This window comes from Aeromonas sp., assembly GCF_050252055.1.
GTDB classification, from domain to species: Bacteria; Pseudomonadota; Gammaproteobacteria; order Enterobacterales; family Aeromonadaceae; genus Aeromonas; species Aeromonas caviae.
In genome coordinates, this window is record NZ_JBFWLQ010000001.1 from 780,250 (window position 1) to 792,758 (window position 12,509).

At 61.5% G+C, this 12,509-nt stretch carries 13 protein-coding genes; 7 read left to right on the plus strand and 6 right to left on the minus strand.

Going from position 1 to position 12,509, the window contains the following annotated elements:
- The first annotated feature begins 104 nt into the window (after positions 1 to 104).
- From pstB to AB7E19_RS03535, 6 genes are all read left to right on the plus strand, one after another.
- Positions 105 to 923 carry a phosphate ABC transporter ATP-binding protein PstB gene (pstB, locus tag AB7E19_RS03510; protein WP_010675264.1) on the plus strand — a complete coding sequence of 273 codons (819 nt, stop codon included), beginning with the start codon at positions 105 to 107 and terminating at the stop codon, positions 921 to 923.
- Positions 924 to 1,102: 179 nt separating this feature from the next.
- Positions 1,103 to 1,813: a phosphate signaling complex protein PhoU gene (phoU, locus tag AB7E19_RS03515; protein WP_029314752.1), complete on the plus strand. Its 711-nt coding sequence runs from the start codon at positions 1,103 to 1,105 to the stop codon at positions 1,811 to 1,813.
- A gap of 241 nt (positions 1,814 to 2,054) precedes the next feature.
- A complete protein-coding gene (locus AB7E19_RS03520; protein ID WP_041213150.1) occupies positions 2,055 to 3,374 on the plus strand; it encodes a hemolysin family protein in 1,320 nt (439 codons plus the stop codon).
- Between the two features lie 18 nt (positions 3,375 to 3,392).
- A complete protein-coding gene (locus tag AB7E19_RS03525) occupies positions 3,393 to 3,935 on the plus strand; it encodes a hypothetical protein (protein ID WP_039040256.1) in 543 nt (180 codons plus the stop codon).
- Between the two features lie 293 nt (positions 3,936 to 4,228).
- Positions 4,229 to 5,131: a homocysteine S-methyltransferase family protein gene (locus tag AB7E19_RS03530; protein WP_322131666.1), complete on the plus strand. Its 903-nt coding sequence runs from the start codon at positions 4,229 to 4,231 to the stop codon at positions 5,129 to 5,131.
- 9 nt (positions 5,132 to 5,140) lie between these two features.
- Complete coding sequence (locus tag AB7E19_RS03535; RefSeq protein WP_043153853.1) at positions 5,141 to 6,550, plus strand: basic amino acid/polyamine antiporter; 1,410 nt, start codon at positions 5,141 to 5,143, stop codon at positions 6,548 to 6,550.
- Positions 6,551 to 6,618: 68 nt separating this feature from the next.
- Here the strand turns inward: AB7E19_RS03535 and AB7E19_RS03540 are convergent, their stop codons facing one another.
- From AB7E19_RS03540 to AB7E19_RS03560, 5 genes are all read right to left on the minus strand, one after another.
- Positions 6,619 to 7,458 (minus strand): sterol desaturase family protein, encoded by an 840-nt coding sequence (locus AB7E19_RS03540; RefSeq protein ID WP_043153890.1) that lies wholly within the window; start codon positions 7,456 to 7,458, stop codon positions 6,619 to 6,621.
- A gap of 199 nt (positions 7,459 to 7,657) precedes the next feature.
- Positions 7,658 to 8,401 carry an amino acid ABC transporter ATP-binding protein gene (locus AB7E19_RS03545; protein WP_041213147.1) on the minus strand — a complete coding sequence of 248 codons (744 nt, stop codon included), beginning with the start codon at positions 8,399 to 8,401 and terminating at the stop codon, positions 7,658 to 7,660.
- The gene (locus AB7E19_RS03550) at positions 8,385 to 8,507 is read right to left on the minus strand and encodes a hypothetical protein (protein WP_257707084.1); all 123 of its coding nucleotides are present in this window, start codon (positions 8,505 to 8,507) and stop codon (positions 8,385 to 8,387) included. The genes AB7E19_RS03545 and AB7E19_RS03550 overlap by 17 nt, the downstream gene beginning before the upstream one ends.
- Positions 8,491 to 9,435 carry an amino acid ABC transporter permease gene (locus AB7E19_RS03555; protein ID WP_041201654.1) on the minus strand — a complete coding sequence of 315 codons (945 nt, stop codon included), beginning with the start codon at positions 9,433 to 9,435 and terminating at the stop codon, positions 8,491 to 8,493. The genes AB7E19_RS03550 and AB7E19_RS03555 overlap by 17 nt, the downstream gene beginning before the upstream one ends.
- A 99-nt stretch (positions 9,436 to 9,534) precedes the next feature.
- Positions 9,535 to 10,323: a transporter substrate-binding domain-containing protein gene (locus AB7E19_RS03560; protein WP_010675255.1), complete on the minus strand. Its 789-nt coding sequence runs from the start codon at positions 10,321 to 10,323 to the stop codon at positions 9,535 to 9,537.
- A gap of 461 nt (positions 10,324 to 10,784) precedes the next feature.
- On the opposite strand from AB7E19_RS03560, the gene AB7E19_RS03565 reads away from it, so the two are divergent.
- Positions 10,785 to 11,912 carry a GGDEF domain-containing protein gene (locus tag AB7E19_RS03565; protein ID WP_111896762.1) on the plus strand — a complete coding sequence of 376 codons (1,128 nt, stop codon included), beginning with the start codon at positions 10,785 to 10,787 and terminating at the stop codon, positions 11,910 to 11,912.
- A gap of 108 nt (positions 11,913 to 12,020) precedes the next feature.
- On the opposite strand, the gene rnk is transcribed toward AB7E19_RS03565, so the two are convergent.
- Positions 12,021 to 12,416, minus strand: coding sequence for a nucleoside diphosphate kinase regulator (gene rnk, locus AB7E19_RS03570; protein ID WP_010675253.1), 396 nt, complete (start codon positions 12,414 to 12,416; stop codon positions 12,021 to 12,023).
- Between the last annotated feature and the right edge of the window lie 93 nt (positions 12,417 to 12,509).

A 12,509-nucleotide genomic window follows, 5' to 3' on the forward strand; every position in this document is an offset into this window, starting at 1 on the left:
TCCAGCCATTACAGAGACGGGCAGGGACCTTCCCTGCCAACCAGATATTCCGGCAGCGGGCAAGACGTTTGCCCGCCGCCACCAAGAGAATTTGAGGTAAACAGATGATCAACGTAACACCGAGTTCGGCCCCGCACACCGCCACCGACCTGCTCAACCTGACCCCGGAGCAGACTGCGCTGGAGGTGAAGGATCTCAACCTGTACTACGGCAACAAGCAGGCGCTGTTCAACGTCAACATGAAGATCCCCAAGGGTCAGGTCACCGCCTTCATCGGCCCGTCCGGTTGCGGCAAGTCCACTTTGCTGCGTTGCATCAACCGGATGAACGACCTGGTGGAGATTTGCCGCATCGAGGGGGAGATCCAGCTGCACGGCCACAACATCTACGACAAGAGCGTGGATGTCTCCGCCCTGCGCCGTCAGGTGGGCATGGTGTTCCAGCGCCCCAACCCCTTCCCCAAGTCCATCTACGAGAACGTGGTCTACGGCCTGCGCCTGCAGGGCATCAATGACCGCCGTACCCTGGACGAGGCCGCCGAGCGTTCCCTGCGCGGTGCTGCCCTGTGGGAGGAGGTGAAGGATCGTCTGCACGACAACGCCTTTGGTCTCTCCGGCGGTCAGCAGCAGCGTCTGGTGATTGCCCGTGCCATCGCCATCGAGCCGGAAGTGCTGTTGCTCGATGAACCGACCTCGGCGCTGGACCCCATCTCCACCCTCACCATCGAGGAGCTCATCAACGAGCTCAAGAGCCAGTTCACCGTGGTGATCGTAACCCACAACATGCAGCAGGCGGCGCGGGTCTCGGATCAGACCGCGTTCATGTACATGGGGGAACTCATCGAGTACTCGAATACCAACACCATCTTCACCACCCCGGCCAAGAAGAAGACCGAAGACTACATTACCGGTCGTTACGGCTAAGGGATGCCGGTGATTGAGATGAGCAAGTTGAGCATCAACAAGCAGATTGGCAGTCAGTTCAACGGCTAAGGCATGTTGGTGCAACAAGGGTGATTGAGATGAACAAGATGGGCATCAACAAACAGATTGGCAGTCAGTTCAACGGCTAAGGCATAATCGGAGCAACAAGGATTACTGGTATGGACAATATGAACCTCAACAAACACATCTCCGGTCAGTTCAATGCCGAGCTTGAGAGCGTGCGCAACCAGGTACTGGTGATGGGGGGGCTGGTGGAGAAGCAACTCACCGACGCCATCGCCGCCATCCATGGCCAGGATCTGGATGCGGCGCGCAAGATCGTGGCCAACGACCACAAGGTCAACGCCATGGAAGTGGCGATCGACGAGGAGTGCACCCGCATCATCGCCAAGCGTCAGCCCACCGCGTCCGACCTGCGGCTGGTGATGGCCATCATCAAGACCATCACGGATCTGGAGCGGATTGGCGACGTGGCGGACAAGATTGCCCGCATGCTGACCGACAACGCCAACAAGCCCCAGCCACCGCTGGTGTCGCTGGAGAACATGGGGCGTCGCACCATCAAGATGCTCCACGACGTGCTGGACGCCTTCGCCCGCATGGATCTGGATGCCGCCCTGGCGGTCTACAAGGAAGATGACAAGGTGGATCGGGAGTACGAGTCCATCATCCGCGAGCTGATGACCTACATGATGGAAGATCCGCGCACTATACCGCAGGTGCTGAACGTCTTGTGGGCGGCACGGGCCATCGAGCGGGTCGGTGATCGCTGCCAGCACATCTGCGAGTACATCGTCTACTACGTCAAGGGCAAGGATGTGCGTCACACCAAGGCCGATGACCTGAGCGATCTGCTGGGCAAGGGCTGATAGGGCGCCTTGGGTGGAGCTCCCGTCGCGGCTGCACGACGGGAATCCAGCCCTGATTGAATAAAAAGGCGCTTTGAGCGCCTTTTTCATTGCATGGCACGGCAGTTCAAGATAACGCCACCCAGCGGGCGCTTTTCTGCTAGAATATGGCCCCTGTGTGAGTCCCGGATGGAATCACGGTCCGGTTTCCCGGGCCCAGTTTGCCGTCTTGTGCTAAGGCGGCTGTAGCAATAGGTTAATCATGAGTTTTGCCGATAGTTTGTTCTTTCTGATGCTGCTGGTCGCCGGCAGCGTGTTCTTCTCACTCTCCGAGATCTCCCTTGCCGCCTCCCGCAAGATCAAGTTGCAGGTGATGGCCGACGAGGGCAACCGCCACGCCGAGAAGGTGCTGGCATTGCAGGCCCAGCCGGGCAACTTCTTTACCGTGGTGCAGATAGGCCTCAATACCGTCGCCATCCTCGGCGGTATCCTGGGGGAGTCAGCCCTCAATCCCGCCATCAGGGAGCTGATAGCCGGCTTTTACCAGGGGCCCTGGCTCGGCCAGATTAGCTCCGCGGCCTCGTTCGTCTTCGTCACCGGCATGTTCATCCTGATAGCGGACCTGATGCCCAAGCGCCTTGCCATGACCATGCCCGAGCGGATCGCCGTGGTGGTGGTGCGTCCCATGATGCTGTGCGTCACCTTGCTGATGCCGCTGGTGTGGCTGTTCAACGGCATGGCCAACGGCCTGTTCCGGCTGATGCGCATCTCCATGGTGCGCAACGACGAGATCACCTCCGACGATATTTATGCGGTGATGGATGCAGGTGCCGAAGCCGGTGTCATCCAGCGCGAGGAGCACCAGCTCATCGAGAACGTGTTCGAGCTCCAGTCTCTGGGTGTCACTTCCGCCATGACGGCGCGGGAGAGCCTCATCTACTTCACCCTGCAAGAGGGGGAGGAGAGCATCAAGGCGAAGATCGCCGAGCACCCCCACAACAAGTTCCTGGTGTGCGACCACAACCTCGACAGCATCAAGGGGTTCGTGGATGCCAAGGAGCTGCTGATCCGCGTCATCAGCGGCCAGAGCATCGATCTCAACAGCGGCTCCCTGGTGCAGAACGTCATCATCATTCCCGACACCCTCAACCTCTACGAGGCAATGGAGTACTTCAAGAACCATCGCGGCGATTTTGCGGTGGTGATGAACGAATACGCCCTGGTGGTGGGCATCGTCACCATGAATGATCTGATGAGTACCGTCATGGGGGAGTGGGCCACCCACGTGGTGGAAGAGCAGATCGTCCAGCGGGACGAGAACTCCTGGCTGGTGGACGGGGTGACCCCCATCTCCGACGTGATGCGCGCCTTCGACATCGAGGAGTTCCCGGAAAACCAGAACTACGAGACCATCGCCGGTTTCATCATGTACATGCTGCGCAAGATCCCCAAGCGCACCGACTCGGTCAAATATGCCGGTTACAAGTTCGAAGTGGTGGACATCGACAGTTACAAGATTGACCAGTTGCTGGTCACCCGGGTAGAACCTGCGAGCAATGAGAAGCCCGCTCAGGAATCCTAAAGGAGTTCGTTAGCAATCATGAAGATGAAGACTCATTCCCGTGCGCTGGCCTGTGTGGCGCTCGCCCTGGCACTGGGTGCCTGCAGCCAGAGCGCACCGCGCAAGCCGGTGACGCCTGCCAAACCCGTCGCTCCCCAGCCTGCCGTGGTGGTCCCGCAGCAGGATCCCGATGCGGTGGTGCAAAGCGCCGTGGCAGAGCCCAGCCCGGTGTTCGACGAGGAGTATCACGGCCCGGATCAAGGGTCGCTTGAATCGGTCACCGCCCTGTTTGCCCGGGGTTACATCGAATCCGCCATGCGCGAGACCATGCTGGCGGCGGTGCACAGCGACTATCCGCTGCTCGGCATGCGGGACGTGCGTCTCACTGACCCTGTTGCCAAGTTCCTCACCTCGGCCCAGGCACGCACCACGGCCCACGACTACCTCTATGCCGGGGTGCAGCGTCGGCTGGGCCGCCCCCTCAGCCCCGCCCAGTGGGAGCAGATCTGGCAGGGCTATCCCCAGCAGGGCCGGGTCTCCGACTGGGTCAAGCAGACCAAGCGGGTGCTGGCCGGGCGCTGAGCCCCTGGTTATCGGCGGCTGTGCCCGCCTTGATCCCCTGTTTCACAAGAGGCCACCCCCCGGGGTGGCCTCTTGTCGTTTCAGTGCCTGGCCAGGTGATGCCTGTGCCGGGGAGACCTCCCTTTGCCGCCATCATCCTGAGCTTGCCCGGATTTGTTCGTAGCCCCCGATTGCCTCTTGTTCTACTTTGGGTCATGATATTTGGGATTTCTAGCCGTCTAGATGTTTTGATGGCTTAATGTGGTTTCACACAATAAACACCCGTCATGGCGGGGAGACGCAGAGAGACAGAGATGGACAAGCAGGATTTGTGGGTACTCGATGGCGGGATGGGCCGTGAACTGGCGCGGCGTGGTGCGCCGTTCCGTCAACCGGAGTGGTCGGCACTGGCGTTGATGGAAGCGCCCGAGACGGTGCGCGAGGTACACCAGGCCTATGCGACGAGCGGTGCCCGGGTGATCACCACCAACAGCTATGCCCTGGTGCCCTTCCATATCGGCGAGGCACGCTTTGCCGCCCAAGGGGAGGCACTTGCGGCTCTGGCCGGGCAACTGGCCCGAGACGTGGCCGACGAGCAGGGGGGAGCCGTCAAGGTGGCTGGTTCCTTGCCGCCGCTCTTTGGCTCCTATCGTGCGGACCTCTATCAGGCCGAGCGGGTGAGCGAGCTGGCGACACCGCTTATCCGTGCCCTGTCACCCCATGTGGATCTCTGGCTGGCGGAGACCATGAGCCTCATCGCCGAGCCCCTGGCCCTCAAGGCCCTGCTGCCCGAGGACGGCAAGCCGTTCTGGGTCTCCTTTACTCTGGAAGACGAGGCGCCGGGCAGTGAGCCTACCCTGCGCTCCGGCGAGCGGGTGGCGGATGCCGTGACCGCGTTGGCGTCGGCCGGGGTGGATGCCATCCTGTTCAACTGCTGCCAGCCCGAGGTGATTGAAGGGGCGCTCAAGGTGGCCGTCGCCGCGTTGCAGGTTCAGGGGCGCACCGACGTTCGCCTCGGCGCCTATGCCAACGCCTTCCCGCCCCAGCCCAAGGAGGCGACTGCCAATGACGGTCTGGACGAGATCCGCAGCGATCTGGGGCCGCAGGATTACCTCGGCTGGGCCGAGCGCTGGCGCAGAGCCGGGGCAAACCTCATCGGCGGCTGCTGCGGCATCGGCCCGGAACACATCGAGGCGCTGGCCAGCCGGCTGCGTTAAGGAGCGCCCATGAAAGAGAGCAAGATCGGGCTCTGGTCCCTCACTGCGCTGGTGTTCAGCTCCATGGTGGGGGCCGGCATCTTCAGCCTGCCCCAGAACATGGCCGATGTGGCGGGCGCTCGCGCCGTGCTGATCGGCTGGGCCGTCACCGGGGTCGGCATACTGGCGCTGGCCATGAGCTTCCTTTACCTGTCGCGGCTCAAACCCGAGCTCGACGGCGGCATCTACAGCTATGCCCGAGCCGGCTTTGGCGAGCTGGTGGGGTTCTTCTCCGCCTGGGGATACTGGCTCTGTGCCACCATCGGCGTGGTGGGTTATCTGGTGATCGCCTTCGCGGCGCTGGGCAGCTTCGTCGACACGCCGGAGCGGGTCTGGTTTGGCGAGGGCAACACCCTGGCGGCCTTCATCGGCGAGTCCTGCATCCTCTGGGCGGTGCACCTGCTGGTGGCCCGCGGCGTGCAGCAGGCGGCCCTGTTCAATCTGGTGGCGACCCTGGCCAAGAGCCTGCCGCTGCTGCTGTTCATCCTGTTCGCCTGCTACTGGTTCGATCCGGTCACCTTTGCGGCGGATCAGGAGGGCAGCACCCTGGCGGTACCGGTCTCCGAGCAGGTGCGCAACACCATGCTCATCACCCTCTGGGTCTTCACCGGCATCGAAGGGGCAGCGGTGCTCTCGGCCCGGGCGAGAAACAAGCGGGATGTGGGCACCGCCACCGTGCTCGGCGTGGTGCTGGCGCTGCTGCTCTATGTGCTCATCTCGGTGCTGGCGCTCGGAATATTGAGCCGCCCGGAGCTTGCGGCCCTGCCCAACCCCTCCATGGCGGGATTGATGGCCCAGATGACGGGTTCCTGGGGCAAGCTGCTCATCAGCGCCGGCCTCATCGTGTCGGTGCTCGCCTCCTACGTGAGCTGGACCCTCTTCTCGGCCGAGGTGCCGTTCAGCGCGGCGCGTCACGGGGCCTTCCCGGCCATCTTCCGGCGTGAGAACCGCAACGGCACCCCCATCGCCTCGCTCTGGCTCACCAGCCTGACCGTGCAGGGCTGCTTGTTGCTGGTGTGGCTGCTTGGCAAGGGGTACACCAACCTGCTGCTCATCTCCACCTCCATGATCCTGGTACCCTACCTGCTCATCGGCCTCTTCTTGCTCAAGCTGGTCTTCAGTGGCAAGGGGGGGCAGGGCCGCGGCCTGATGCGGGTGGTGGCGCTGGTGTCGAGCGGTTATGGTTTCTGGCTGCTCTACGCCGCCGGGGTGGAGTACCTGCTGCTGTCGCTTCTGCTCTACGGGCCGGGTCTGCTGCTGTTTCTCTACAGCCGTCGCCAGCTCGGCGCCGAACAGCGGCTCAGCGGGCGCGAACGGCTGCTGGCCGGGGTGACGCTGCTGAGCCTGATCCCCGCCGTCTGGTCCTTCGTTCACGTCTGACCCGGGGGGTGTCCCTGTCATGAAAAAGAGCGCCCCTGGGCGCTCTTTTTTTTATCCTGGTCGGTGGGTCAACCGCTGGTGGGGCCCGCCGGTTTGCCAAACAGCACGGCGAGCTTTTGCCGCCAGGGGAGGCCCCGGGCCTCTTGCAGCATGTCGCGCCACTCGTGGAAGGTGAGGGTGAGGGGGTTGAAGCTGTGGATTGGCTTGGTGATGCCGAAACGGCACGGCTCACCCAAGTCTTCTTCCACGAAGGTGCCAAACAGCCGGTCCCAGATGATGAGCACGCCAGCGAAGTTGCGATCGATGTATCTGGCGTTGCTGGCGTGGTGAACCCTGTGGTGGGAGGGGGTGTTGAAGATCCATTCAAGTTTGCCCAGCTTGCCCACCACCTGGGTGTGGACGAAGAACTGAAAACCCAGGCTCAAGAGCACGGTGGCCACCACCGCCTCGGGGGGGAAGCCGATGAGGATCATGGGGATCCAGAACAGCCACATACCGGAGACCGGGTACATCAGGCTCTGGCGAAAGGCGGTGGAGAGGTTGAGCCGCTCCGAGCTGTGGTGCACCACGTGGGAGGCCCAGAGCCAGCGGACATGGTGGCTCGCGAAGTGGAACAGCCAGTAGCAGAGATCCTGCAACAGAAAGAGCAGCAAGAGGCTCCAGAGGTTCAGTTCGATATCGAATAGTCGCCAGCCCCAGAGGGTGTCATAGAGATAGGCGATGGCAATGGCTGCCAGGGCATCGCCCCCCTGATGCATCAGTGCCAGGGTGGCATTGGCGAAGAGATCCTTCCACTGGTATCCCGCTGTGGGATAGGCGGCGCCGTGTTTTCGCAGGTAGAACATCTCCCAGCCGATGAAGACCAGAAAGAGGGGCGAGAGGTAGAGCAGGAGCAGTTGCACATCCATGTGAGCCATCCGGTTGGACCAGTTGGATGTCAGCATACCGGATGAATTTAAAATTTCATTAACATCCTTGCTCGTTGGCGTGGTGACAACCCGATGGCAAAAGGCTGTGGCAAGCAATGCGCCAGGGAGATGATCTGGGGGGAAGGCAAGCATAGAAGAGGGAGCCATGGGCTCCCTCTTCGTGTTGGTGCATCGCGGGTTATAGCACCTGGCTCAGGAACTGGCGCAGGCGCGGGGAGGGGGGATTGTCGAAGAAGTCGGCGGGTTTCTCGTCCACCAGCAGCTCGCCGCTCTCCATGAAGAGCACCCTGTCCGCCACTTCCCGGGCAAAGCCCATCTCGTGAGTCACCACCACCATGGTCATCCCTTCGCGGGCCAACCCCTTCATGACGTCCAGCACCTCTCCCACCATTTCGGGGTCGAGGGCGCTGGTGGGCTCGTCAAACAGCATGATGCGTGGCTGCATGGCGAGCGCCCGGGCGATGGCCACCCGCTGCTGCTGGCCGCCGGAGAGCTGGGAGGGGTAGCTCTGGGCCTTGTTGGAGAGACCGACCTTGAGCAGCAGGGCCTTGGCTCGCTCCTCTGCCTCCTGGCGAGAGAGCCCTCTCACCTTCTGGGGGGCCAGGGTGATGTTGTCCAGCACCGTCAGGTGAGGGAAGAGGTTGAATGACTGGAACACCATGCCCACCTCTTCCCGCAGCTTGTTGACATCCCCGGGTTCGGTGAGGCTGATGCCGTCGACCACGATATTGCCATCGTTGATGGTCTCCAGCTGGTTGAGGGTGCGCAGGAAGGTGGACTTGCCTGAGCCGCTCGGCCCCACGATCACCACCACTTCCCCTTCGGCCACCTGGGTGCTGACGTTTTTCAGGGCGTGCACCTCGGTGCCGTAGAACTTCTCTACACCGCTCGCCTTGATGATGGGATCAGTTGCTGCGCGCATAGTTCACCTCCAGACGACGCACCGGGAAGGGGCAGGGAGTGCCGGTGATGGCAGAACGTTTCGACACCGATGGCGCCTTGATAACGGGATCAGTTGCTGCGCGCATATTTCACCTCCAGACGACGCACCAGGAAGGAGAGAGTGCCGGTCAGCACCAGATAGAGCAGAGCCACGGTGAACCACACTTCGAACGGGCTGAAGGTGGAGCTGACCACTTCGCGCCCCGCCTTGGTGAGATCCGTGATGGAGATGACGGAGACCAGAGAGGAGTCCTTAATGAGGTTGATGAACTGACCCGCGAGCGGTGGCAGCACCCGTTTGAAGGCCTGGGGCAGGATGACGTAGCGCATGGTCTGGGCCGAGGTCATGCCAAGGCTTCTGCCCGCTTCCATCTGCCCCTTGTGAATGGAGCTGATGCCGGCGCGCACGATCTCCGCCACGTAGGCGCCGGTGAAGACCGCGAGCGCCGCCACACCAGCGGTGAATCGGTCGAGGTTCAGCACGGTGCCGATAAAGAAATAGACGATGAAGATCTGCACCAGCAACGGGGTGCCACGGATGAGCTCCACATAGGTCACGGCCAGGTTGCGCAGGGCCGGATTGGGGGAGAGGCGGGCGAGCCCGGCCAGGGTGCCAAGCAGGATGGCGAAGATGCCCGCCACCAGGGATAGCTTGACCGTGACCCAGACGCCCCAGGCAATGGGGCCGGCGGTCCAGCTCAGTTGCACATCCAGGGTATCGCCGAGGAAGACGGTATCCCCTTCAGCCAGCTGGGAGCCCTTGGGAGCGATGGCCTGACGGCGGCTGGGGTCGAGATCGTCTTGCAGGAAGAGCTGTCCCTTGTCCGCCACCACGGTGCCGTCAAACTCGGCATAGTGTTTCTGTTCTGCCTGATAGGCGATGTACTGGGGAATGCGTTCCCAGCGCCAGGTGTAATCCACTGCCTGCACGGCCTTGTAGATGCCGAAAATGGCGGCCAGCACCAGCAGCAGGAAGATCCCGTGCCAGAGCAGCTGATTGGGCTGTTTTTCCATCTGTCTTGTGAGTTTGGGGTTGATCACTGTCACAACCTCTTTTGTCGTTATCGTGTGGGGAGTCTGCGTGAAGGGGCGGCATGCCGCCCCTTTGAGAGGTTATTTGAGCTGGTTCAGCCAGGCGGTGGATTCAAACCACTTCTTGTAGAGACGGTCGTAGCTGCCGTCGCCCTTGATCTGGCGCAGGTAGTTGTTGAACCAGTTGAGGGTGTCCTGATCCCCCTTGCGGATGGCCCAGGCCAGCGGCTCGAAGGTGAACGGCTTGTCGAGGTGCACCACGGCGCCCTGGTTCTGGGACGCGAAGATGGCGTTGTAGGGCAGGTCGTAGACGAAGGCATCCACCTTGCCGTTGATCACTTCCAGCTTGGCGTCATCCTGGGTTTCAAACTGCAGCAGGGTGGCCTTGGGGATCATGCGCTTGACCGCTTGCTCGCCGGTGGTGCCGAGTTTGACCGCGATCTTGTATTTGGGATCGTTGAGGTCCTGGAAGGATTTGATTTCGCCCGCCTTGTCCTTGCGAAGCACGATGGTCTGGCCGACGACGATGTAGGGATCGGCAAAGTTCACGCGCAGGTTGCGCTGGGGAGTGACGGTCATGCCGCCCATGATGACGTCGAACTTGTCGGTCAAGAGCGCGGGGATGATGCCGTCCCAGGCGGTGTTGACGAACTCCACCTTCACGCCCATCTCCTTGGCGACCATCTTGGCGAGATCCACGTCAAAGCCGATGTACTGGCCCTGCTTGTTGGTCATCTCGAAGGGTTGATAGCCGGCATCGAAGCCGACCCGCAGCACACCGCGTTCCAGTACGGCATCCAGGGTGGAAGTGGGCGCGGCGTTGGCCAGCCCGCACAGCAGCAGGGTAGAAAGAATGAGTTTTTTGATCATAAATGACGTCTCTGTCGTAAATGTGGTCGGCCTTGAACCTGCTCCCGTGCGACTCCATGGCACAAGAGACTGCTGCATCCGGCAGCAGGCAAGACAGGATTATTGTCTTGGTCGGGGCAAAAGCCCCATATGAGATTCTATGAATGGTTCGTTGGATGAAAAATGTACCAAAACCTGTTTGTGCCAGAAGACTCAATAAGTTATGGAGACTTTTATCCCTCGTGGTGACTCATAAAACCACATGAAAACAACATATCTATCTAATGGCGCCGGTTCAAGTGCAAAATATCCGGCGGCCGTCTCGGTGGAAAATCCGGGCACAGACAGGGTGTTGTCCGGCACGCTTCACGGGGAATGGGGCGTGCGAGTCGGGCAAATATTTTTGCCCGGCCAATAGGCTCCCTCTGTGTCTTGTCATGGGCTTCCCATATACTCAGCCATCCCCATTGGAAGGTTCGGGAATGGACGCCTCAATTCTGCTCAATCTGGACGTATTTACCCTGATGTTGATGGCCCTCGGGGGCTACAGCCTGGGATTCATCACCCTCTCCATCATCTGGTCGACCCACAGGGAAATACCCGGTCTCGGGCTCTGGTGGTGGTCCAGCCTCTGTGCCCTGGCGGCGCAATCGCTCTTCTTCATGCAGGCATTTTCCCCCCATATCGCGGGGATCTGGCTGGCCAACCTGCTCATCACCTTCTGCCTCGCCCTGATGCCACTTGCCATCCAGCGCTTCTTCGGGGAGCCGCCAAACTGGCGGGCATTCACCCTCTTCATGCTGGTCTACCTGCTGATCCTCTGCTGGAGCGTCATCTTCAACGACAAGATGGCCCCCCGGGTGCTGCTGGCCTGCCTGAGCTACATGATGGTGGGGGCGGTGATTGTCTGGCTCATCTGGCGCCATGGCTACCCTGACTATCTGCCTGCTGTGCTGGTGTTCACCGTGGTCAATATCCTGCTCTACGGTTTCAATCTGGTGCGCATGGGGGCCCTGCTCGGCGGCGAGGTGCGGGTCCTGATGGATCAGCATGCGGTCAATGTGCTCCCTTTCCTCTCCATGCTGATGGGCAACTATCTGTCGACCTTCGGGGTGCTGCTGCTCTGTACCCAGTACCGGGCCCTGGCCCTGCGTCGACAGGCCAGCCAGGATCCCCTGACCGGCCTCCTGAACCGGCGCGGCTTCATGGACCACTGCGTGACGATGGCAAGGCAGGGGGCGCTGGTGGTGCTGGATCTCGACGACTTCAAGCAGATCAACGATCGCCACGGTCACGAGACCGGGGACAGGGTGCTGGAGGCGGTGGGTCGCTATCTTGCCGGCCAGCGGGATCTGGTGGCCAGCCGCTTCGGCGGGGAGGAGTTTGTGCTGCTGTTGCCCGAGCGGGACCCCCTGGCCCAGCAGGCGCGCTGCGAGCAGATCCGCCAGGGGATAGAAACGCTGGGGCTGAAGGGGGTCCGGGTGACGGCCAGCCTGGGGTGGGTGCCCAGCGCCCGCGAATGGCACTTTGACACCCTGTTCAGCCAGGCAGATCGCGCTCTCTATCAGGCCAAGCGGGAGGGCAAGAACCGGATTTGTCAGGGGGCCTGATCCCCCGTCAGGTCATGCCCGGCCGGTGGCCGTCGGCTCCGACCGGACAAAGGCATACCGAGTCAGCCACCTGGTCGCATCAGACCAGAATGGCAGCCTGTCAGCTTGTCAGCGGTGCAGCTCCCCCGCGCGTTCCGGCTGATAGACCACTTCCAGGATCTCCACCTGGATGGTGCGACCGGCCGGCCCCGGCCAGGCGATGCTGTCACCCACCTTGAGCCCCAGCAGGGCGCTGCCCACTGGCGCCAGCACGGAGATCTTCGATTCGTCCCCCTGCACATCCTTCGGATAGACCAGCGTCAGGCAGAAGTCGTTGCCGCTGTTTTGCATCTTGAAGCGCACCGTGCTGTTCATGGTCACCACGTCCGGCGGCATGTCGGCGGGTTCGCGGATCTCGGCGCGATCCAGCTCCTCTTGCAGGGCAAGGTGCTGGGGGTGGTTGCCAAGCAGCTGTTCGATGCGATCCAGATCCAGGCTGGAGATGACGAGATGAGGCTGTTTCATAGGGTATTTCCTTATCAATGACTGAAGGGACCAGGATGACGGGCAGACTGGTCGACAAAAAACGGTGCAAGGGTAAAAAGCAGACAGCAAAAG

Coding starts and splice junctions, on each gene's coding strand:
- AB7E19_RS03565 (WP_111896762.1), top strand. CDS start 10,785: ATGGACGCCTCAATTCTGCTCAATCTGGACGTATTTACCCTGATGTTG.
- AB7E19_RS03540 (WP_043153890.1), bottom strand. CDS start 7,458: ATGGATGTGCAACTGCTCCTGCTCTACCTCTCGCCCCTCTTTCTGGTC.
- rnk (WP_010675253.1), bottom strand. CDS start 12,416: ATGAAACAGCCTCATCTCGTCATCTCCAGCCTGGATCTGGATCGCATC.
- AB7E19_RS03545 (WP_041213147.1), bottom strand. CDS start 8,401: ATGCGCGCAGCAACTGATCCCATCATCAAGGCGAGCGGTGTAGAGAAG.
- AB7E19_RS03535 (WP_043153853.1), top strand. CDS start 5,141: ATGAAAGAGAGCAAGATCGGGCTCTGGTCCCTCACTGCGCTGGTGTTC.
- pstB (WP_010675264.1), top strand. CDS start 105: ATGATCAACGTAACACCGAGTTCGGCCCCGCACACCGCCACCGACCTG.
- AB7E19_RS03520 (WP_041213150.1), top strand. CDS start 2,055: ATGAGTTTTGCCGATAGTTTGTTCTTTCTGATGCTGCTGGTCGCCGGC.
- AB7E19_RS03525 (WP_039040256.1), top strand. CDS start 3,393: ATGAAGATGAAGACTCATTCCCGTGCGCTGGCCTGTGTGGCGCTCGCC.
- phoU (WP_029314752.1), top strand. CDS start 1,103: ATGGACAATATGAACCTCAACAAACACATCTCCGGTCAGTTCAATGCC.
- AB7E19_RS03560 (WP_010675255.1), bottom strand. CDS start 10,323: ATGATCAAAAAACTCATTCTTTCTACCCTGCTGCTGTGCGGGCTGGCC.
- AB7E19_RS03530 (WP_322131666.1), top strand. CDS start 4,229: ATGGACAAGCAGGATTTGTGGGTACTCGATGGCGGGATGGGCCGTGAA.
- AB7E19_RS03550 (WP_257707084.1), bottom strand. CDS start 8,507: ATGCGCGCAGCAACTGATCCCGTTATCAAGGCGCCATCGGTGTCGAAA.
- AB7E19_RS03555 (WP_041201654.1), bottom strand. CDS start 9,435: ATGGAAAAACAGCCCAATCAGCTGCTCTGGCACGGGATCTTCCTGCTG.